Here is a 20,295-nt window from a genome sequence, read left to right on the forward strand (position 1 = left end):
CCCCCAGCGGGGGAGGGAGCAATGCGGGATCAGCCTTCGAGGGCCTTCCACATGTCAATGTCGCGCTGCGCCGTCCACACGCGCGGGTCTGCATGGCCCGAGGCTTCGTCGTACGCCCGGCTCACGTCGAACGGCATGCAGTGGTCGAAGATCACCCACTGGCTGTATTTGGGCTTGAGCTTTGCGTACGTGTCCTTGTAGACCGTGTTCAGGTCGCGCCCGGCCTTCACGCCCTCCTGCACGCTGGCGTACACGTCGGAGATGAAGTTGCGCGTGCCCGTCAGGCCCTCGGCCACCTGGGCCGGCGTGGTCAGCGCGGCGCCGCGGCCCGGCACCAGCGCCACGGGCTTGAGCGCGGCGATGTTGTCCAGCGTCTGCGGCCAGTCCTTGAAATAGGCGTCGCCGGCGTACGGGGTGGCGCCGAACTCGACCAGGTCGCCCGACAGCAGCGTGCGCTCCTGCGGCAGCCAGACGACGGTGTCGCCCTTGGTGTGGCCGCGGCCCAGCTGGATCAGCTGCACTTCCAGCTTGCCGAGCCACAGCGTCATCTTGCCGGTGAAGGTCATGGTGGGCCAGGTCAGGCCCGGCGGCACGGTCTCGACGTTCTGGAACAGGCGCGGGAAGCGGCCGATCTCGCTGGCCTTGTCTTCCTCGCCGCGCTCCACGATCAGGTCGCGCGTGTCCTGGCTGGCCAGGATGTGCTCGGCACCGTAACCCGCTGCGCCCAGCACGCGCACCGCGTGATAGTGCGTGAGCACCACGTACCTGATGGGCTTGTCGGTCACTTCGCGGATGCGGCGCACCACGTCGGCCGCCATGGCGGGCGTGGCCTGGGTGTCGGCCACCAGCACGCAGTCGTCGCCGATGACGATGCCGGTGTTCGGGTCGCCCTCGGCGGTGTAGGCCCAGGCATGTTCCGAGATCTGGCTGAAGGTGACCTTTTTCTCTTCCATGTCGGCCTGGCTGGCGAATTTCTTGGCTTGGCTCATCGGGTGTCTCCGTCGGTGGGTGGGTCTTTGATTCGTTTAAAGCAAACGAATTCGCGGTTAACGAATTTCCGCAGTGTAAACCGCGGATCAGTTAATGTCTAATCCCTTCTTCATGAACGAACGACCAGAAGGCGAGGCCGGCCATGGCAGCCAATGACACCGACCGCGCCCAGCGCGGCATCCAGAGCATCGAAGTCGGCGGCCAGCTGCTGCGCGCGCTGGTGCACCACGGCCGGCCCATGGCGCTGAAGGACCTTGCGCGCGAGGCCGACATGACGGCCGCCAAGGCGCATCCGTACATGGTCAGCTTCGGGCGCCTGGGCCTGATCGAGCAGGACCGCGCCAGCGGCCACTATCTGCTTGGCCCGCTCGCCTTGCAACTGGGCCTCATCAGCCTGCAGCAGGCTGACCCGGTGCACATCGCCACCCCGCTGATCGGCCAGTTGGCCCAGCAGACCGGCCACACCGTGGCGCTGGCCGTGTGGGGCGCGCGCGGCGCGACCATCGTGCGCACGGCCGAGTCGCCGTCGCCGGTGCACGTGAACATGCGGCACGGCACGGTGTTCTCGCTGACCAACACGGCTTCGGGCCGGGTGTTCGCCGCCTACCTCGATGCCGACGCGGTGCGCCAGCTGCTCGAGGAAGAGCGCCAGCGCCGGGGCCAGCGCAAGGGGGCAGAGCCGAACCCGCCCGCCGGCATGCCGCCGGTGCAGCCTCTGCCGTCGTGGAGCGATTTCGAGCGCCAGCTGCAGGAAGTGCGCACGCACGGCATCAGCCGCTCCGACGGCGAGGTCATCCAGGGTGTCAGCGCCATGGCCGCGCCCGTCTTCGACCACACCGGTGCCATCGTGCTGGCCCTGACCGCCATCGGCCCGGCGGGCATCTTCGATACCGCGTGGGATGGCGAGATTTCCCGTGCGCTCAAGGCTTGCGCGGGCACGGTGTCGCAGCGGCTGGGCGCCACCCCTGCGCCGGCCACCCCGGGCTGAAGGTTCAGCCCTTCCTGCCGCCCAGCAGCACCAGCGCGCCGCCCACCACGATGGCGGCCACGCCGGCCCAGGCCGGGAGGTTGACGGTCTGCTTCTCCTTCATCGAGAGCTCCAGCGGGCCCAGCTTGGCCTGATGAGTTTCCTTGGTGAAGCTGAAGCTGCCGAGGCCCAGGACGGCAATGCCGCCCACGATCAGCAGGATGCCGACGATGCGTGTCGCGTTCATGGGATCGATCCTCCGTCCATCAGGTTGTGACTACTGGGGCGCCTGCGGCGATTGCTCTTGCAGCTGCCCCACCCACTGCACCACCTCGGCCACCGCGGCATCGCTGGCTGCAATCAGTGCCTTCACGCCGCCGGGCGCGTCGGCGCTGGGCGCGGGGCGGCGCACGGTGAACACGCGCTGGCCCAGCACGCGGTCGCCGCCGGCCGTGCTGCGGACCAGCGTGGCGCGCAGGCGCACCAGGCCGACGCTGGCGCTTGCCGAGTCGAAGTACTGGCTGAATTCGTCGAGCGAGATGCGCAGCATGTCTGGCACCTCGCCCTTGCTGCGCGAGATGGTGGCGCTTTCTGCCGGGCCGAGCACGGTGCGGCGTTCGGCCAGCGTGTCGCTGAGCCGCTGGCGCAGCAGTTGCGCCGGCGGCAGGCTCCAGCGCGACTGGCCGTAGGGGCGCAGCTCGTTGGCGTCTGCGTAGCCCAGCCGGTAGAGGATCTGCGTGCCATCCAGGCGCGTGTTGCTGTCGAACTCGGCCAGCGCCAGCGTGGGGAGAGGGGCGGCGGAGGAGGGCGCGGCCGCGGCAGGCGCCGCCAGGCCGGGGCCAAAGTCGTAGAGCGTGGCGCGCGTGGGCTTGTCGGGCAGCGCGCCGCAGCCGGCGGCCAGCAGCACGCAGCCCAGGACGGCGGCAGCCGGGTTCATCAAGGAGCGAATGGCGTTCATGGTCGATGGTCCTCCCTCAATCAGGGCCGTGTCGCGGCCGGCGCGCTGAAACCCGGTTCGCCCGGACCCGCGGCCGCACCGCCGTTGCCGAACAGTAGCGATTGCGGGTTGTCGTTGATGCTGTCCGCCGCGCGGCCCAGCCGGCGCACGGCGTGCGAGGTGTCGTCGGCTACGCGGTTCACGCGCGGCAGTGTGGCCGCGTTGAACGAATCGACCGCCTGCGCCAGCGCCTTGGTGCCCTCGCTCAGCCGTTCGACGGGGCCTTCGGGTGCGTTCAGCCGGCCCACGGTGGTGTTGAAGTTGTTGGCCACGCGCGAGACGTCGCCGGCCGCCTTCTTCACCGAGGCCATCGTGTCCGGCAACTTGGTCAGCGCAGGGTTCAGGCCGGTCTTCACCGTGTTGTCCAGCGTCTTCAGCAGCGTGTTGGCGCTGGCCGAGGCGGCCGCGATGCTCTCCAGCGCGTCGGCCGCACGCTTCTGGTTGGGGTCGCTCAGCAGCGTGTTGGCGCGCTTCGTCACTTCCTCGACCTGGTTGATGATGGCTTCGCCGCGGTCCTGCAGCTGCGCCAGTATCGACGGCTTGAGCGGGATGCGCGGGGGGTTGTCGTCGTCCGGCTTCAGTGCCACGTTCGACTCGCCCTTGTCGTCCAGCGCGATGAAGGCCAGGCCGGTCACGCCCTGGTAGCTCAGCGTGGCGAAGCTGGAGGTGGTGAGCGGCACCCGCTCGTCGACCGAGATGCGCACGCGCACATTGCCCTTGACCTTGGGGTCGAAGTCGATCGACGTCACCTTGCCCACCGCGATGCCGCGGTAGCGCACCGTCGCCTGCGGCTGCAGGCCGCTCACGGCGTCGCGCGTGGAGAGCTCGTAGATGTTGCGCACGGTGTTGTCGCGCGTGAACCAGATCACCAGCGCGACGAGCGCGGCGATCAGGCCGAGCACGAAGGCGCCGGCGGCGAGGGCGTGGGCCTTGTTTTCCATGGTGTGTCTGCCTTTCAGCGTTCGCCCGCGCTGGCGGGCTGCGATGGTGCATCGGCGGGCTTGTCGTGCAGCGCCTCCAGGGCGCGCTGGCCGCGCCCGCCGAGAAAGTATTCGTGGATGAAGGGGTGCGGATACGCGATGACCTCGCGCGCCGTGCCGGTGACGATCACCTTCTGGTCGGCCAGCACCGCGATGCGGGTGCTCAGGTCGAACAGCGTGTCCAGATCGTGCGTGACCATCACCACCGTGAGGCCCAGCTCGCGGTGCAGGCCGCGCAGCAGGTCGCAGAAGCTGTCGGAGGCCTCGGGGTCGAGGCCGGCCGTGGGCTCGTCGAGCAGCAGCAGCGGCGGGTCCATGATGAGCGCGCGCGCCAGCGCCACGCGCTTGATCATGCCGCCCGACAGGTCCGCCGGGCTCTTGTTCGCATGCTGCGGACCCAGGCCCACCATCTGCAGCTTCACCAGCGCCGCGTGGCGGATCAGCTCGTCGGGCAGCAGCTTCAGCTCGCGCAGCGGAAAGGCGATGTTCTCCAGCACGCTGAAGGCCGAGAACAGCGCGCCGTGCTGGAACAGCATGCCCACGTTGGCCGCGCCCGAGGCGCTGAGCTCGCCGGGCTCCTGGCCCAGCACCTCGACATGGCCGCGCGTGGGTTTTTCGAGCCCGAGGATCTGGCGCAGCAGCACCGTCTTGCCCGTGCCCGAGCCGCCGACCAGCGAGAGCACCTCGCCGCGGTCGATGTGCAGCTGCAGGTCGCGGTGCACCACCTGTTCGCCATCGGCGCTCTGGAACGCCGTCCACAGGCCACGGATGTCCACCACGGTGGTGTCGGTGTCGGGGCGCACGGGCATGCTCATGGTTTCACGCCCTCATGCACGGAAGCCGATGCCTTTGAAGAGCACGGCGAACAATGCATCGACCAGGATCACCGCGGTGATCGACGTCACGACCGACGAGGTCGTGCCGCGCCCGAGGCTTTCGGTGTTGGGCTTGACCTTCATGCCGAAGTAGCAGCCGATCAGCGCGATCAGGATGCCGAACACCGCCGACTTGGCCGTGGCCAGCCAGAGGTTCGAGATCGGCACCGCGCGCGGCAACGCCGAGAGAAAGTAGGCCGGCGAGATGTCCAGCGCCGCGTCGGCCGCCAGCATGCCGCCTGCCAGCGCGGCCATCGAGGTCCACAGGCTGATCAGCGGCATGGCGATGGCCAGCGCCAGCACGCGCGGCATCACGAGGCGAAAGCCGTGCGGAATGCCCATCACGCGCATCGCGTCGAGCTCTTCCGTCACGCGCATCACGCCGATCTGCGCCGTGATGGCCGAACCCGAGCGCCCGGCGATCAGCACGGCCGCCAGCACCGGCCCGAGCTCGCGCACCAGCGACAGCCCGAGGATGTTCACCACGAAAGTCTCTGCGCCATATTGGCGCAGCTGCTGCGAGATCAGGTAGGCCAGCACCACGCCGATCAGCAGCCCGACCAGCGCCGTGATGTGCAGCGCCGTGGCGCCGAACTGGTAGAGGTGCCCCGAGAAATCGCGCCACGGCCCGCGGTGCGGCGCGCGGATCAGCTTGCCGATGTCGAGCGCGAGCTGGCCAATGAGTTCCGTCAGGTCGCGCATGACGAACATCGCGCGCGGCCCGAGGTGCGTGAACGCGCGGACGCGGTCGTTCAGCGAAGGCCCGGGTTCGGCCGGCGTCGGCACGGTGTACTGCGCCACCTGGTCGAGCACCGCCTTGTGCTGCGGCGACATCTCGAGCGTCGCGGGCCATTGGTGGTGCCAGTGCTCCCACAGCAGCTGCGCGCCGATGTGGTCGAGCTGTTCGATGGGGCGCAGGTCCCAGGCGCGGTCGTCCGCGGTCGGGGCGGCTGCCAGGTCTTTCGCCAGTGCCTGCCAGGCCGGCTTGGACGACATTGCCAGCGTGGTCCAGCAGCCGCTGGCCACCGTCCATTGGCGGCCGTCCTGCTCCCGCCGCCCGACGCGGGGCCGCGCGCCGTCGGCGGCGGGAGCGTCGGCAGGCGATGTGGCAGGGGACATAGGGCGGATGAGAGGGAAAGTTAACAGGTGCAGGGCTGGATGCGCGCATCGTAACCGGGTGCATCCGTGCGCCATGTGTCGCAGACCCCTCGTTTGCGTAGGGCGCGACGCCGTTTTTCGGTTTCCTTTTTCACGATTCGCGCCGGCCTCCGGCCCGGCCGTGGCCCGCTCATGCCGCGAAGCCCGCCGCCAGCGCCTCGCGCAGCCACGCCACGAAGGCCGTCACTGCCTGCGGCACGTGCGTGGCATAGGGCCGGATGGCATACAGCCGCTCGCCGAACGCGCCCACCGAGCGCCATTGCGGCAGCACCTGCTGCAGCTTGCCCGACTGCAGCGCCGATTGGGCGCTGAAGTCCGGCACCAGCGCGATGCCCAGGCCGCCGAGGGCGGCGTCGCGCAGCGCCTCGCTGTTGTTGGCCACCAGCGGGCCCGAGACCGGCACCGTGATGCGCGGCGCCGCGGCCTTGCCCTTCTGCGGCGCGCGGGCCTCGAAATGCCAGGTCGGCGTTTCCTGCGCGCGCGGGTAGTGCAGGCAGTCGTGGCCGGCCAGCGCCTGCGGCTCGCGCGGCGTGCCGCGGCGGCGCAGGTAGGCGCGACTGGCCACCAGCACCGAGCGGGTCTCGCACAGCGTCCAGGCCACGTGCGTGTCCGGCGGCGCGGCCGTGTGGCGGATGGCCAGATCGAAGCCTTCCATCGCGAGCGAGCTGAGCCGGTCCGACAGGTCGAGCTCGATGCGCACCTCGGGCTGCGCGCGCAGGAAGTCAGCCAGCCGGGGCACCAGTTGCTGGCGCGCGAAAGCCACTGGCGCCGTCACCCGCACCAGCCCGCGCGGCACGCCCGCGAGGTCGCGCACGCCGGCGAAGCTGTGGGCGATCTGCTCGAAGGGGCCGCGCATGTCCTCCACCAGCCGCTGGCCGGCCTCGGTGAGCCGCACGCTGCGCGTGGTGCGCTGCACCAATGGCGCACCGGCCGCGCGCTCCAGCTCGGCGATGCGCTGGCTCATGGCCGCCTTGCTCACGCCCAGGCGCAGCGCCGCCGCCGTGAAGCTGCCCTGCTGCGCCAGCACCGTGAGCCAGTGCAGGTGCGTCCAGAGCGCTTCGATATTTTGGGGTTTCATGTATCCATTGTTCAGCAGGATGAACAATAAGTTCAAGCTTCGCGTCTAGGCGCGCGCCGAGGTGCTGCCTAAACTGGCCGCACCCCCTCATTCTTCTGCGTCAGCGAAAGCCTTCTCCATGCCCACCTCCATCGATCATTTCATCGGCGGCAAGCCCGCCGCCAACACCTCCGGCCGTACCCAGGACGTGACCAACCCCGCCACCGGCGCCGTGACCGGCAAGGTCGGCCTGGCCGACGCCGCGCAGGTCTCGGCTGCCGTGGCCGCCGCGCAGGCCGCCTTCCCGGCCTGGGCCGACACGCCGCCGATCCGCCGCGCGCGCGTCATGTTCAAGTTCCTGCAACTGCTCAACGAGCACAAGGACGAGCTGGCCCACCTCATCACCGCCGAGCACGGCAAGGTCTTCACCGACGCGCAGGGCGAGGTCTCGCGCGGCATCGACATCGTCGAGTTCGCCTGCGGCATTCCGCAGCTGCTCAAGGGCGACTTCACCGACCAGGTGAGCACCGGCATCGACAACTGGACGCTGCGCCAGCCGCTGGGCGTGGTCGCCGGCATCACGCCCTTCAACTTCCCGGTGATGGTGCCGATGTGGATGTTCCCGGTGGCGATTGCCGCCGGCAACACCTTCGTGCTCAAGCCCAGCCCGACCGACCCGAGCGCATCGCTGCGCATGGCCGAGCTGCTGAAGGAAGCCGGCCTGCCCGACGGCGTGTTCAACGTCGTGCAGGGCGACAAGGCGGCGGTGGATGCGCTGCTCGAGCACCCCGACGTCAAGGCCATCAGCTTCGTGGGCTCCACGCCGATTGCCAACTACATCTACGAGACCGGCGCCCGCCACGGCAAGCGCGTGCAGGCCCTGGGCGGCGCGAAGAACCACATGGTGGTCATGCCCGACGCCGACATCGACCAGGCGGTGGACGCGCTGATCGGCGCGGGCTACGGCTCGGCCGGCGAGCGCTGCATGGCCATCTCGGTGGCGGTGCTGGTGGGCGACGTGGCGGACAAGCTGCTGCCCAAGCTGATCGAGCGCACGAAGACGCTGAAGGTGCTCGATGGCGAGAACCTCGCGGCCGAGATGGGCCCGATCGTCACGCGCGCCGCGCATGAGCGCATCACCGGCTACATCGATCTGGGCCAGAAGGAAGGCGCGAAGCTGCTGGTCGACGGCCGCGAGTTCGACGGCAACAAGGCAGGCGCAGGCTGCGGCGATGGCTTCTGGATGGGCGGCACGCTGTTCGACCACGTCACCCCCGAGATGCGCATCTACAAGGAAGAGATCTTCGGCCCGGTGCTCGGCTGCGTGCGCGTGGCCAACTTCAAGGACGCGGTCGACCTGATCAACGCGCACGAGTTCGGCAACGGTGTGAGCTGTTTCACCCGCGACGGCAACGTGGCGCGCGAGTTCGGCCGCCGCATCCAGGTGGGCATGGTGGGCATCAACGTGCCGATCCCGGTGCCGATGGCCTGGCACGGCTTCGGCGGCTGGAAGCGCTCGCTGTTCGGCGACATGCACGCCTATGGCGAAGAGGGCGTGCGCTTCTACACCAAGCAGAAGTCGATCATGCAGCGCTGGCCCGAGAGCATCGGCAAGGGCGCCGAGTTCGTGATGCCGACGGCAAAATAGGCTCACCCCCGACTCTCGCGCACTTCGTGTCGCTCGCATCCCCCCTCAAGGGGGCGCTCCCGGCGGCCCGGCGGAGCCGGTTCCGCGGGAGCACTGGTACTGGCAAATGGCAACGGCGCGGTGGGGCGCCGTGGGCAAATAAGAACGAGCAGAAGGAGACAACCAATTGAGCGACACCACCTTCGACTACATCATCATCGGCGCCGGCACTGCCGGCTCGCTCATGGCGAACCGGCTCAGTGCCGACAAGAGCAAGCGCGTGCTGCTCATCGAGGCCGGCCGCAAGGACGACTACCACTGGATCCACATTCCGGTCGGCTACCTCTACTGCATCGGCAACCCGCGCACCGACTGGCTCTACAGCACCGAGCCCGACGCCGGCCTCAACGGCCGCGTGCTGCGCTACCCGCGCGGCAAGACGCTGGGCGGCTGCTCCAGCATCAACGGCATGATCTACATGCGCGGCCAGTCGCGTGACTACGAGCATTGGGCCGACCTCACCGGCGACGACGGCTGGCGCTGGCAAAACGTGCTGCCGGCCTTCAGGAAGCACGAGGACTTCTACCTCGGCGCCGACGAGATGCACGGCGCGGGCGGCGAATGGCGGGTGGAGAAGCAGCGCCTGCGCTGGGACATCCTCGACGCCTTTGCCGAAGCTGCGGTGCAGGCCGGCGTGCCGCACTCCACCGATTTCAATCGCGGCAGCAACGAGGGCGTGGGCTACTTCCAGGTCAACCAGAAGAACGGCTGGCGCTGGAACACCGCCAAGGCCTTCCTGCGCCCGACCTGCTACGGCCGGCCCAACTTCGAACTCTGGACCGGCGCGCAGGTCTCGCGCCTGCTGTTCGAGACGCTGCCCGACGGCACGCGTCGCTGCACGGGCGCGGAAGTGTGGAACGGCAGCGAGATGACCACCGCGACCGCGTCGCGCGAGGTTGTGTTGAGCGCAGGCTCCATTGGCTCGCCGCAGATCCTGCAGCTCTCGGGCGTCGGCCCGGCCGAGCTGCTGCGCCAGCACGGCATCGACGTGGTGCTCGATGCCCCTGGCGTCGGCGCCAATCTGCAGGATCACCTGCAGATCCGCGCGGTCTACAAGATCGCCGGCGCGCCCACGCTCAACGTGATGGCCTCGTCGATGGTCGGCAAGGCAAAGATCGGCCTCGAATACCTGCTCAAGCGCAGCGGCCCGATGAGCATGGCGCCCTCGCAGCTGGGCGCCTTCACGCGCAGCTCGCCCGAGCACGAATGGCCCAACCTGCAGTACCACGTGCAGCCGCTGTCGCTCGATGCCTTCGGCGATCCGCTGCACAGCTTTCCGGCCTTCACCGCGAGCGTGTGCAACCTCAACCCCACGAGCCGGGGCTCGGTGCGCATCAAGAGCAAGCGCTTCGAGGACGCACCGGCCATCGCGCCCAACTACCTGAGCACCGACGAAGACCGCAAGGTGGCAGCCGACTCGCTGCGCGTGACGCGCCGCATCGCCGAGCAGCCCGCACTGGCCAAGTACAACCCGCAGGAATGGAAGCCCGGCGTGCAGTACCAGAGCGACGAAGATCTCGCGCGGCTGGCCGGCGACATCGCCACCACCATCTTCCATCCGGTCGGCACCACGAAGATGGGCGCCGAGGGCGACCCGATGGCCGTGCTCGATTCGCGATTGCGCGTGCGCGGCGTGCAGGGCCTGCGCGTGGTCGATGCCGGCGCGATGCCGACCATCACCAGCGGCAACACCAACAGCCCGACATTGATGATGGCCGAGAAGGCAGCAGGCTGGATCGTCGAAGACAACCGCTGAGGTCGCGCGCAGGGTGACAACGTGAAAGGCGCAGGCATTTTGTTCAAGATTTGCCGCGCCGTTTAGCCGACAGTGCGTTGTCCGGCGAGGCAATTCCGCTTTCGCTGCCCAACAACCCTGCCCTGGAAAGAAGCATGTCCGACATCAAGACGACCCCCGCGACAGGTGCCTCGCGGCGGCGTATTCTGGCCGGCGCGGCCGGCATCGCGACCGTATCCGCCCTCGGTACTTCGAGCGCGGCTGCCGCGCAAAAGCGCGCTGACCACACGAAAGGATCCCCCACCATGAGCTTTGTCACCACCAAGGACGGCACGAACATCTTCTACAAGGACTGGGGGCCGCGCAACGCGCAGCCCATCGTCTTTCATCACGGCTGGCCCCTGAGCGCCGACGACTGGGACACGCAAATGCTGTTCTTCATCGGCAAGGGCTACCGCGTGATCGCGCACGACCGCCGCGGCCACGGCCGCTCCTCGCAGACCGCGGGCGGGCACGAGATGGACACCTACGCATCGGACGTGGCGGCGCTGACCGACGCGCTGGACCTGAAGGACGCCGTGCACATCGGCCATTCGACGGGCGGCGGCGAGGTGGCGCGCTACGTGGCGCGCGCCAAACCGGGCCGCGTGGCCAAGGCCGTGCTGGTGGGCGCCGTGCCGCCCATCATGCTCAAGACAGCGGCCAACCCCGGCGGCCTGCCGATGGAGGTGTTCGACGGCTTCAGGGCCGCGCTCACGGCCAACCGCACGCAGTTTTTCATCGACATACCCACCGGCCCGTTCTACGGCTTCAACCGGCCGGGCGCGAAGGTCTCGCAGGGCCTCATCGACCGCTGGTGGCTGCAGGGCATGATGGGCGCGGCCAATGCGCACTACGAGTGCATCAAGGCCTTCTCCGAGACCGACTTCACCGAAGACCTGAAGAAGATCGACGTGCCGGTGCTCGTGATGCACGGCACCGACGATCAGGTCGTGCCCTATGCGAATTCGGGGCCGCTCGCGGCCAAGCTGCTCAAGCGCGGCACGCTGAAGAGCTACGAGGGCTACCCCCACGGCATGCTGTCCACGCATGCGGACGTGATCAACCCCGACCTGCTGGCGTTCGTGAAGAGCTGAGGCCGGGCGCGCCGCGGTGTGCGAACACCGCGGCGTGTCGCATCAACGCTCGATGGTCTTGTTCCAGCGCGCGTTCCACGCCGGCCGGTTCGCGTTGATGCTTTCCCAGTCGATGGTGACGGCGGTCTTCATCCACTTGTTGATGTCCGCCACCTGCGCCGCGCCTTCGCCCACGGCCGGGGCCTTGGGGTTGGTCGGAATCTGCGCGCCGTACTGCAGCACGTTGGCCTGAGCCACGGGGCTCAGCAAAAACTCGGCGAGCTTCTGCGACAGCTCGGGCTCGCTGTTGTTGGCGATCACGCACTGGCCGACCATGAGCACCACGGCGCCTTCCTTGGGCGGTGCGTACTCGACCGGAATGCCCTTGGTCTTGAGCGCGGCCACGGCCGTGGGCGTGAGCGGGAAGATCGCCGCTTCACCGGTCTGCACCATCTCCGAGAGCTTGGCCGAGCTGGGGATGTACTCCAGCACGTTCGGCCCGATGGTGGTGGGCCAGGCCTTGAAGCCGGGCTCCACGTTCTTGTCGTTGCCGCCCTGGATGCGGTTGAACATCAGGAAGCCGTGCAGCCCGAAGGACGAGGACGACATCGACTGGAACACCACCTTGCCCTTGTACTTCGGGTCGGCCAGGTCCATCCACGAGGTGGGCGGCGCCCAGCCCTTTTCCTTGAACATCTTGGCGTTGTAGGCGAGGCCGGTCATGCCCAGGCTCACGCCGCTGGCCATGTCGTCCTTGAAGCGCGCGGCCGGGTAGATCTCGCTGAGGGACTGGCTGGGCTTCTGCTTCTGGCACAGGCCCATGCCGATGGCGCGCACCATGATGCCGTCGTCCAGGAACATCACGTGCATCTGCGGCTTGTCCTTGTTGGCCTGCGCCTTCGCGAGGATGTCGGAGGAGGTGCCGGGCACCACCACCACCTTCGCGCCGTAGGCCTTCTCGAAGGCGGGGAACACGTACTGCGTGTACGCCTTCTCCATGGTGCCGCCGTTCATGCCGATGTAGATGGTCTTGGTCTGCGCGCTGGCGATGCCCGCGGCTGCGAGCAGCGCGGCGAGGAGGAGGGGGGACTTGGCGGTGCGGGACATGGTGATGCTCTCCAATCAGTTCAGGTGGGGGAAGCGGCGAGGGATGGGGAAACGGGTTCTTCGTCGAAGCGCTCGATGGCGAAGGCGTCGATGGGCGTGTCGCTGCGGCCGTCGCGCGCTAGCTCGGCCAGCACTTCGCCGGCGGCCGGGCCGATCTGGAAGCCCGCACCCGCGAAGCCGAAGCCGTGGAACAGCCCCGGTGTGGTGCGGCTCGGTCCGAGCACTGGTTCGCGGTCGGGCAGGTAGCCTTCGGTGCCGCCCCAGGTGCGAATGATGTGCGCGTGGCGCAGCGCGGGCAGCAGCTCGACGGCCTGCCGCGCGAGCACGGCGATGGCGTCGCTTTCGGCGCGAGCGCGTTCGGCATCGAGCGTGATGCCCGTGCCGCCGCCCATCACGAGGTTGCCGCGAGCCACCTGCCGGCAGTAGATGCCGCCGCCTTCCACGCCGAGGCTCCATTGCATGAAGTGCGGCACCGGCTCGGTCACTGCCATCATGGGGCTGCGCGAGAACATCGGCGGCTTCTCGCCGAACTGCGCCGCGATGGCGCCGGCCCATGCGCCCGCGCAGTTGAGCAGCAGGGGCGCCTGCACTTCGAGCGCGTTGCCGCTGCGCACCATGAACGTGGCGCCGTCGTGCGCGACCTCGTCGACCTTGTGCCGCTCGAAGACCAGCGCACCCGCGCGCTGCGCCGCCAGCGCGAAGGCCGGCGACACGAGACGCGGATTGGCCTGCCCGTCTTCCGCGCACAGCGAGCCGCCCACGGCGCGGGTGCCGAGCCAGGGGCATTGCTGTCGCAGGCGCGTGGCGGAGATCAGTTCGAGGCCCAGGTCGAAGTCGCTGCTCATCGCGCGATAGCGCTCCAGCGAGGCCATGTCGGCTTCGCTGCGCGCGATCTTGAAATGGCCCGAGCGGACGTATTCGCCGTCGGTGCCCAGCAGCTCGGGCAACCGGCCCCAGATGCGGTGCGCGCGCTGCGTCAGCGGCAACTGGCTCAGGGAGCGGCCCTGCCGGCGCACGCCGCCGAAGTTCACGCCGCTGGAGCGCGAGCCGCAGAGGTCGCGCTCGAGAAGCACCACGCTGGCGCCCATGCGGCGCAAGGCCAGCGCGGCGGAGGAGCCGACGATGCCGCCACCGATGATGGCGACGTCGGTTTGCAACTTCTTGATCGAGCTCATTCAATAGCCTCCGCGCTTCGCGCTGCGGTGCGCGCTTGCTTGGGGCGGCCCGGCGCGGCGCTCATGCGTCGGCCCCCTCGGCGGGCACGAGCCGGATCGGGATCGGCTTGATCGGCGCCTGCCCGCGCAGGCGGCCGACCTGCTGCAGCGGCTGCTGCGTCGCATGTGCGAGGATCTCGGCTGCGGCCACGCCGCACATGCGGCCCTGGCAGCGGCCCATGCCGACGCGCGACAGGGCCTTGAGCCGGTTCAGCTCGTCGGCACCGGCCGTGGCGACGGTCTGGCGCAAGGTGCCCGCCGTGACGTTTTCGCAGCGGCAGATCACGAGCTCGTCGGGCGCATGCGCGGCCCAGTCCTGCGGTACCGGGAAGGCGCGTTCGAGGCCCTGGCGGAAGCCAGCGAGCTTGTGCAGCCTGCGTTCGAGTTCGGCTGCGCGTGCCGTATCGACCGCCACGCCGTTGTCCGCCAGCAGCGCCAGCGCCGCTCGTTCGCCCGCCCACTCGGCCGCGTCCGCGCCCATGATGCCGGCGCCGTCGCCCGCGAGGTACACGCCCTCGACGCTGGAGCGCCCAGCCGCATCGCGCACCGGCAGGTGCGCGCGGTGCAGCGGCACGTAGTCGAAGCGGCAGCCCAGCAGGTCGGCCAGCTGTGTTTCGGAGCGCAGCGCGTAGCCGAAGCCGACGGCGTCGCAGGCCAGCGTGCGTTCTTCGGCACCGTCCTGCCAGGCCACGCCGGTCACGCGGCTTTGCTGTTCGTCGCCGAGCACGCGCAACGGACGCACGCCGCTGTGCAAGGCCACGCCGTGCGCGCGCAGCCAGCCGACGTAGTACACGCCCTTCGCGAACACCGCGGGCTGGGTCAGCATCGCAGGTGTGGCCGCGAGCTGGTCGGCAAGGCGCGCGGTGTCGAGCACCGCGGCCACCTTCACGCCGGCCTTCGCATATTGATAAGCCACGAGGTACAGCAATGGCCCCGTGCCCATGAACACCACGCGCTGCCCGATGGCGCAGCCCTGGAACTTGAGCGCCACTTGCGCGCCGCCCAGCGTGTAGACGCCGGGCAGCGTCCAGCCCGGCACCGGCAGCACGCGGTCGGTGGCGCCCGTCGCCGCGATCAGGTGGCTGTAGGGCACGCGGCGGTTGCTGCGCGTGGGGTTGTGCATCACGTCGAGCCGATGGTCCTGGGCGTTCCACACCAGGCTGTCGCCCAGATGCTCGATGCGGCCCTGCAGCGCGTCGAAGGCCGCGTGCACGGCATCGGCGCGCTTCGACTCGAAACCATAGAGCGTTCGCGCCGTGCGCTGCGCGAGGCCGGCTGGCGGGCGGCGGTAGATCTGCCCGCCGGCGCGCGGCGCCTCGTCGATCACCACGGGCCGCAGGCCATGCGCCACCAGTGTCTGCGTGGCGCGCACACCGGCCGGGCCGGCGCCGACGATCACGGGGCGGATTGCGTCTGCCTTCGTCATGCGCCGTTCTTTCCGGTGACCAGCGCCATGCCCGGCGCGATGAAGGTCGAGCAGGCGCGCAGCCGCTCGCCTTCGTCCGTGGCAATCCAGCAGTCCTGGCAGGCGCCCATCATGCAGAAGCCCGCGCGCGGAAGGCCGCTGAATTCGTTGCGCCGCAGCTGGTCGCATTGCGTGAGCACGGCAGTCAGCACGGTGTCGCCGGCCAGCGCGCTCGCGGGCGCGCCATCGAGGGTGAAGGGCACGGCTTCGCGCCCGCTTTTCTCGGCCACGCGGTGAAGCAGGGCGTGTGCAGTCATGGTCATCTATCTGCGCCCCACCAGCACGCGGTCGAGTCCGTAGACACGGTCGAGCAGCACCATTGCGAAGGCCGTGACGGCCACCATCAGCGCCGACACCGCGGCCATCAGCGGATCGATCGACTCGGTCGCGTACATGTACATGCGCACCGGCAGCGTCACCGTGCTCGGTGCGGTCACGAAGATCGACATCGTCACTTCGTCAAAACTGTTGATGAACGACAGCATCCAGCCGCCCGTGACACCCGGCAGGATCATCGGCAGCGTGATGCGGCGGAACACCGTGGCCTGGCTCGCGCCCAGCGACAGCGCGGCCTGCTCGGCGCTGCGGTCGAAGCCCACCAGCGCCGCCACCACCAGCCGCAGCGTGTAGGGCGTGACGATGAGCGCATGCGCCATCACCAGCCAGCCGAAGCTGCCCGTGCCGCCGACCAGCGCGAACAGCCGCAGCAGCGCCACGCCCAGCACCAGGTGCGGCACGATCAGCGGCGAGAGGAACAGGCCGTTGAGGAAGTCGCGCCCCGGAAACGCGTAGCGCGTGATCGCCATGCCGGCCGGCACCGCGAGCAGCGTGGCGATGGTGGCCGAGCTCAGTGCGAGCCACAGGCTGTTCCAGAACGACTGCATGAAGTCGGGGTGCGCGAACACCGCCTTGAACCAGCGCAGCGAGAAGCTGGTGGTCGGAATGGTCAGCGTGTTCTCGGGCGTGAACGCCACGATGCACACGACCACCAGCGGTGCCAGCATGAAGGTGATGACGAGCGCGTTGAACGCGAGGGCGATGGGGCCGTTTCTTTTCATCCCAATGCCTTCTTGTAGCGGCCTTCGACCAGGCGGTTGTAGCTGAGCATGACCACGAGGTTGGCCACCAGCAGCACCAGCGCCACGGCCGCGCCCAGCGGCCAGTTGAGTTCGCTCAGGTATTCGTCGTAGACGATGGTCGCGACCATCTTCAGCCGGCGCCCGCCGAGCAAGCCGGGAATCGCGAACGAACTCGCGGCCAGGCCGAACACGATCAGGCTGCCCGAGAGAATGCCCGGCATCACCTGCGGCAGCACGATGCGCCGCAGCGTGGTGAAGGGCGTGGCATTGAGCGAGAGCGCCGCGTTCTCCACGCCGGGGTCGAGCTTTTGCAGCGAGGTCCACACCGGGATCACCATGAAGGGCAGCATCACGTGCACCAGCGCGATGATCACAGCCGTGTTGGTGTAGAGGATCTTCACGGGCCCGACGCCCAGCAATTGCAGCAGCGCGTTCACCGCGCCCTCGGGCCCGAGCAGCATGCTCCAGCCGAAGGCGCGCACCACCACCGACACGAGCAGCGGTGCGAGCACCACCAGCAGCAGCACCGAGCGCCACGGGTTGCGCATGCGGCTCAGCACGTAGGCCTCGGGAGCGCCGACGAGCACGCAGATCAGCGTGACCAGGCCCGAGATCCAGAAGGTGCGCCAGAAGATGCCGAGGTAGTACGAGTCGGAGAACACCAGCGCGTAGTGCGCCAGCGTGAACTCGCCGGACTTCGGGCCGGTGGCCGGGTCGTACACGTTGAACGACAGCACGGCCGTGAGTGCGAGCGGCACCAGCAGCAGCGCGCTGAACAGCAGCAGCGCGGGGCCGGAGAGCCACCAGGGCGTGGCCTTGTTCTGCAAGGTGCTCATGCCATCACGGCCTTCGCGGTGGCGTCCGCGGGCAGCAGCCGCATGCAGTGCGCCGGCCAGTCGATGCCGGTGCGGGCGCCTTCTTCGAGCGCATCGCGCCCATCGTTGGGGCTCAGCACCGTGAGGTCGCCGATGGGCGTGGCCACGCGGTAGAGCCACTGACTGCCGAGGAAGAAGCGTTCCTGCACCTCGCCGTCGAGCCGGCCCCGGCTCGTCGGCACGAGCTGCAGTTTCTCGGGCCGCACGCTCAGCAGCGCGGCCGTGTCGACGCCGAAGCCCGTGTCGTCCACGTCGAGCGAGAGCGCGCCGACTTCGACGCAGGTGCGTGCGGCGCCGCTGCCGGACACGCGGCAATCGAGCAGGTTGGCCTTGCCGACAAAGGTGGAGATGAAGCGCGTGCTCGGGTGTTCGTACACGCGCTGCGGATGGTCGATCTGCGTGGCGCAGCCGCCTTCCATCACCACCACGCGGTCGCTGATCGACATGGCCTCGCTCTGGTCGTGCGTGACCATCACCGTGGTGGTGCCGACCTTGCGCTGGATCTGCCGCAGCTCGAACTGCATCTCCTCGCGCAGCTTGGCGTCGAGGTTGGACAGCGGCTCGTCGAGCAGCAGCACCGGCGGCTCGATCACCAGCGCGCGCGACAGCGCCACGCGCTGCCGCTGGCCGCCCGAGAGTTCGCGCGGATAGCGCGTGGCATGCGCTTCGAGGTGCACCAGCGCCAGCGCCTGCTTCACGCGTTCGGCGCGCTCGGCCTTGGGCATCTTGCGCATCTCGAGGCCGAAGCTCACGTTGTCGGCCACCGTCATGTGCGGAAACAGGGCATAGGTCTGGAACACGATGCCCAGCCCGCGCGTGTTGGCCTTGGCGTGCGTGATGTCCTTGCCCGCGAGCTCGATGCGGCCGCTGCTCACCGCCTCGAAGCCCGCAATCATCTGCAGCGTGGTGGTCTTGCCGCAGCCCGAAGGGCCGAGCAGCGAGACGAACTCGCCCTTTTCTACCGTGAGGTTCATGGCCGACACCGCGCGGGCGGAGCCATAGAACTTGGTCACATCGGTGAGCCGGAGGAATGACATGGGAAAGCCTTTCTGTCGGTGGCAAAAGGGGCGTGCGACACCTTGGTGCGTGCCATGGACCACTTGCCGATTTCAATTCACTCTATTGCAATGAACGCGCCAGTTCGCTTGGGGTATTCCACTAATCAGAATTTTTATTCAATTTATTCCGTTCAATGGAATATGATTGCCTTAATCGATAGATTGAATTCCACAGGAGCAAGGTATGGAAACCCCATCGGCGGCCAGCGGCGGCGTGCCGCGCGTCTTCTCGGTGATCCGCGCGCTCGGCGCGGTGCAGGGCGAGGGCGGCCGCGTGACCCAGATCGCACGTTCCGTGGGCCTCACGCAGGCCACCACGCACCGTTTGCTGCAGTCGCTCATGGCCGAAGGCATGGTCGAGCAGGACGAGCGCAGCAAGCTCTATCGGTTGAGCATCGATTTCTTCGCGCTCGCAGCGAGCGCGGGCAACCCGGGCGACCTGCGCTCCATCTGCCGGCCCGTGCTGCTGCGCCTGTGCGCGAGCCTGGGCGACAGCATCTTTTTATTGGCGCGCAGCGGCTTCGACGCCATCTGCTTGGACCGCAGCGAAGGGCCGTTCCCGATCCGCTCGTTCACCGGCGACATCGGCGGGCGCATCGCGCTGGGTGTGGGGCAGGGCGCGCTGGCGATCCTGGCCTTCCTGCCCGAGGCAGAGCGCGAAGAGGTGATCCGCTTCAACCTTTCACGCGTGCGCGAGTACGGCGTGTACGACGAGGTGTATCTGCGCACCGAGATCGAGCGCGTGCGCCAGGCGGGTTATGCCGGGCGCAACACCGGGCTGCTCGAAGGCATGGCGGGCGTGGCGGTGCCGATCCTCGACCGCGAGGGGCGTGCCGTGGCGGCACTGAGCGTGGGCACGATTGCCGACCGGCTCAATGCAGACCGCATGCCGACGGTGGTCGAACTGCTCAAGCGCGAGGCCGCGGCCATCGGGCCGAAGATCAATCCGTTCGATGCGACGTTGAGGAGGCCCGCGCAGAGCCTGGCAAGCTCGCCGGCTGGGCAGCGCATCAGCCTGCCCGAGGCTCCGGCCTGAAGTCAGAGGCCGAAGAGCAAGACGACGACCATGACGGCCGCGCCCAGTGCGAAGTAGCCCACGACAAGCATCGTCGCCACAAAAAGCGCAAGGTAGATCGCGCGCCGCAGCACGCTCGGTGTCGAAGGAACGCAGCGCCAATAAATGACGGCCGCCCACAGAACGAGCACCACCTCTATGGCGTGGGCCATGATCACTTCGGCTTCGCCCGAGCGGAACATCGTCTTGCCAAGCACCGAGCCGATGATCCCCAGGATCGGGATCGCCACGGTCCAGGCGGCAACATTCAGCCCGAGACGCCAGCCGGGCTTCATCGGATCGCCTCACCTTTGAAGAAGTGCAGCGGCATGGGCTCTTCCCAGCCGGGCGTCTGGTAGCCCGCGACTCTGAGCTCGGGAACGTAGCCCATCACGCTTTTGAGAAGCGCGGCGAGATACGAGCTGCTGTTGTATTCGCCGGGGTTCATCCTGTCGCCCCGCAGCCGTGCAGGGAAGCTGTAGGGCGACACGTAGCTAGAAAAATTCAGGGCCCGCTTTATCAGTTCCTGAGAGAACGTCTCGGGACTCATGCCATTGGGCGCCGCCAATGGAATCTTGACCACGACACCCGGGGGCAGCGAATTTGTGTACATGTTGGTTCTGATCCGCAGCACGTTGCGCAGGCCCGCTTCCGCCATTGTGGGTTGCCCGTCAATGACGGTGATGCCGTTGTATGCGTCGTCAATGATGAGCGAAATGTGCAAGCTTGGATGCGGCTTGCCAACTTTGCCTATGGGTGCTGCGGCGATGCGCCCATAGAGCGTGAAGGTCGGTGCCGAATGCTGGATTCGACCGACCGAGACTGCTTCTGTCGTCACTGTTACTCCCTTTTTTAGTTCTTGACGCTGAGGCGTCGCGGGCA

Annotated in this window: 21 protein-coding genes; 5 read left to right on the top strand and 16 right to left on the bottom strand. The window is 68.3% G+C overall.

The annotated features are described in order from the left end of the window. Window positions 1–29 precede the first annotated feature (29 nt). Window positions 30–989: an MBL fold metallo-hydrolase gene (locus PMI12_RS14065; RefSeq protein ID WP_007833464.1), complete on the bottom strand. Its 960-nt coding sequence runs from the start codon at window positions 987–989 to the stop codon at window positions 30–32. 143 nt (window positions 990–1,132) lie between these two features. Between PMI12_RS14065 and PMI12_RS14070 the strand changes: the two genes are divergently transcribed. Further along, a complete protein-coding gene (locus PMI12_RS14070) occupies window positions 1,133–1,978 on the top strand; it encodes an IclR family transcriptional regulator (RefSeq protein WP_007833466.1) in 846 nt (281 codons plus the stop codon). A gap of 4 nt (window positions 1,979–1,982) precedes the next feature. On the opposite strand, the gene PMI12_RS14075 is transcribed toward PMI12_RS14070, so the two are convergent. From PMI12_RS14075 to PMI12_RS14100, 6 genes are all read right to left on the bottom strand, one after another. Then, the gene (locus PMI12_RS14075) at window positions 1,983–2,204 is read right to left on the bottom strand and encodes a hypothetical protein (protein WP_007833468.1); all 222 of its coding nucleotides are present in this window, start codon (window positions 2,202–2,204) and stop codon (window positions 1,983–1,985) included. A gap of 30 nt (window positions 2,205–2,234) precedes the next feature. Further along, window positions 2,235–2,915 carry an ABC-type transport auxiliary lipoprotein family protein gene (locus tag PMI12_RS14080; RefSeq protein WP_007833470.1) on the bottom strand — a complete coding sequence of 227 codons (681 nt, stop codon included), beginning with the start codon at window positions 2,913–2,915 and terminating at the stop codon, window positions 2,235–2,237. A 20-nt stretch (window positions 2,916–2,935) separates the two neighbouring features. Next, entirely contained in the window at window positions 2,936–3,895 is a 960-nt protein-coding gene (locus PMI12_RS14085) for an MlaD family protein (protein WP_007833473.1), read from the bottom strand. Between the two features lie 14 nt (window positions 3,896–3,909). Further along, window positions 3,910–4,749 carry an ABC transporter ATP-binding protein gene (locus PMI12_RS14090; RefSeq protein ID WP_007833475.1) on the bottom strand — a complete coding sequence of 280 codons (840 nt, stop codon included), beginning with the start codon at window positions 4,747–4,749 and terminating at the stop codon, window positions 3,910–3,912. Between the two features lie 12 nt (window positions 4,750–4,761). After that, window positions 4,762–5,928: an MlaE family ABC transporter permease gene (locus PMI12_RS14095; protein ID WP_007833477.1), complete on the bottom strand. Its 1,167-nt coding sequence runs from the start codon at window positions 5,926–5,928 to the stop codon at window positions 4,762–4,764. 169 nt (window positions 5,929–6,097) lie between these two features. Further along, the gene (locus PMI12_RS14100) at window positions 6,098–7,045 is read right to left on the bottom strand and encodes a LysR family transcriptional regulator (protein ID WP_007833492.1); all 948 of its coding nucleotides are present in this window, start codon (window positions 7,043–7,045) and stop codon (window positions 6,098–6,100) included. Window positions 7,046–7,163: 118 nt separating this feature from the next. Here PMI12_RS14100 and PMI12_RS14105 point away from each other — a divergent pair, with 118 nt between their 5' ends. The 3 genes from PMI12_RS14105 to PMI12_RS14115 all read left to right on the top strand — a co-directional run bounded on the left by PMI12_RS14105 (window position 7,164) and on the right by PMI12_RS14115 (window position 11,582). Continuing rightward, window positions 7,164–8,672: a CoA-acylating methylmalonate-semialdehyde dehydrogenase gene (locus PMI12_RS14105; protein WP_007833493.1), complete on the top strand. Its 1,509-nt coding sequence runs from the start codon at window positions 7,164–7,166 to the stop codon at window positions 8,670–8,672. 166 nt (window positions 8,673–8,838) lie between these two features. Continuing rightward, window positions 8,839–10,467, top strand: coding sequence for a GMC family oxidoreductase (locus tag PMI12_RS14110; RefSeq protein WP_007833494.1), 1,629 nt, complete (start codon window positions 8,839–8,841; stop codon window positions 10,465–10,467). A gap of 284 nt (window positions 10,468–10,751) precedes the next feature. Beyond that, complete coding sequence (locus tag PMI12_RS14115) at window positions 10,752–11,582, top strand: alpha/beta fold hydrolase (protein WP_007833495.1); 831 nt, start codon at window positions 10,752–10,754, stop codon at window positions 11,580–11,582. A gap of 42 nt (window positions 11,583–11,624) precedes the next feature. On the opposite strand, the gene PMI12_RS14120 is transcribed toward PMI12_RS14115, so the two are convergent. The 7 genes from PMI12_RS14120 to PMI12_RS14150 all read right to left on the bottom strand — a co-directional run bounded on the left by PMI12_RS14120 (window position 11,625) and on the right by PMI12_RS14150 (window position 18,338). Next, a complete protein-coding gene (locus PMI12_RS14120) occupies window positions 11,625–12,668 on the bottom strand; it encodes an ABC transporter substrate-binding protein (protein ID WP_007833498.1) in 1,044 nt (347 codons plus the stop codon). Window positions 12,669–12,688: 20 nt separating this feature from the next. After that, window positions 12,689–13,843: an NAD(P)/FAD-dependent oxidoreductase gene (locus PMI12_RS14125; RefSeq protein WP_007833500.1), complete on the bottom strand. Its 1,155-nt coding sequence runs from the start codon at window positions 13,841–13,843 to the stop codon at window positions 12,689–12,691. Window positions 13,844–13,904: 61 nt separating this feature from the next. Beyond that, window positions 13,905–15,308, bottom strand: coding sequence for an NAD(P)/FAD-dependent oxidoreductase (locus tag PMI12_RS14130; protein WP_007833502.1), 1,404 nt, complete (start codon window positions 15,306–15,308; stop codon window positions 13,905–13,907). Then, window positions 15,305–15,610 (bottom strand): (2Fe-2S)-binding protein, encoded by a 306-nt coding sequence (locus PMI12_RS14135; protein ID WP_007833505.1) that lies wholly within the window; start codon window positions 15,608–15,610, stop codon window positions 15,305–15,307. The genes PMI12_RS14130 and PMI12_RS14135 overlap by 4 nt, the downstream gene beginning before the upstream one ends. Then, window positions 15,611–16,405, bottom strand: coding sequence for an ABC transporter permease (locus PMI12_RS14140; RefSeq protein WP_007833510.1), 795 nt, complete (start codon window positions 16,403–16,405; stop codon window positions 15,611–15,613). Beyond that, window positions 16,402–17,262 carry an ABC transporter permease gene (locus tag PMI12_RS14145; RefSeq protein ID WP_007833512.1) on the bottom strand — a complete coding sequence of 287 codons (861 nt, stop codon included), beginning with the start codon at window positions 17,260–17,262 and terminating at the stop codon, window positions 16,402–16,404. The genes PMI12_RS14140 and PMI12_RS14145 overlap by 4 nt, the downstream gene beginning before the upstream one ends. Further along, entirely contained in the window at window positions 17,259–18,338 is a 1,080-nt protein-coding gene (locus tag PMI12_RS14150) for an ABC transporter ATP-binding protein (RefSeq protein ID WP_007833514.1), read from the bottom strand. Before PMI12_RS14150 ends, PMI12_RS14145 begins: the two co-directional genes overlap by 4 nt. A gap of 205 nt (window positions 18,339–18,543) precedes the next feature. Here PMI12_RS14150 and PMI12_RS14155 point away from each other — a divergent pair, with 205 nt between their 5' ends. Then, on the top strand, window positions 18,544–19,395 hold the full coding sequence (locus PMI12_RS14155; protein WP_007833523.1) for an IclR family transcriptional regulator: 852 nt from the start codon (window positions 18,544–18,546) through the stop codon (window positions 19,393–19,395). 2 nt (window positions 19,396–19,397) lie between these two features. On the opposite strand, the gene PMI12_RS14160 is transcribed toward PMI12_RS14155, so the two are convergent. Both PMI12_RS14160 and PMI12_RS14165 read right to left on the bottom strand, forming a co-directional pair. Continuing rightward, on the bottom strand, window positions 19,398–19,709 hold the full coding sequence (locus tag PMI12_RS14160; RefSeq protein WP_007833524.1) for a hypothetical protein: 312 nt from the start codon (window positions 19,707–19,709) through the stop codon (window positions 19,398–19,400). After that, window positions 19,706–20,251, bottom strand: coding sequence for a hypothetical protein (locus PMI12_RS14165; protein ID WP_007833525.1), 546 nt, complete (start codon window positions 20,249–20,251; stop codon window positions 19,706–19,708). Before PMI12_RS14165 ends, PMI12_RS14160 begins: the two co-directional genes overlap by 4 nt. Window positions 20,252–20,295 lie beyond the last annotated feature (44 nt).

The sequence above is a fragment of the Variovorax sp. CF313 genome (assembly GCF_000282635.1).
In the GTDB taxonomy this organism is placed as follows: Bacteria; Pseudomonadota; Gammaproteobacteria; order Burkholderiales; family Burkholderiaceae_C; genus Variovorax.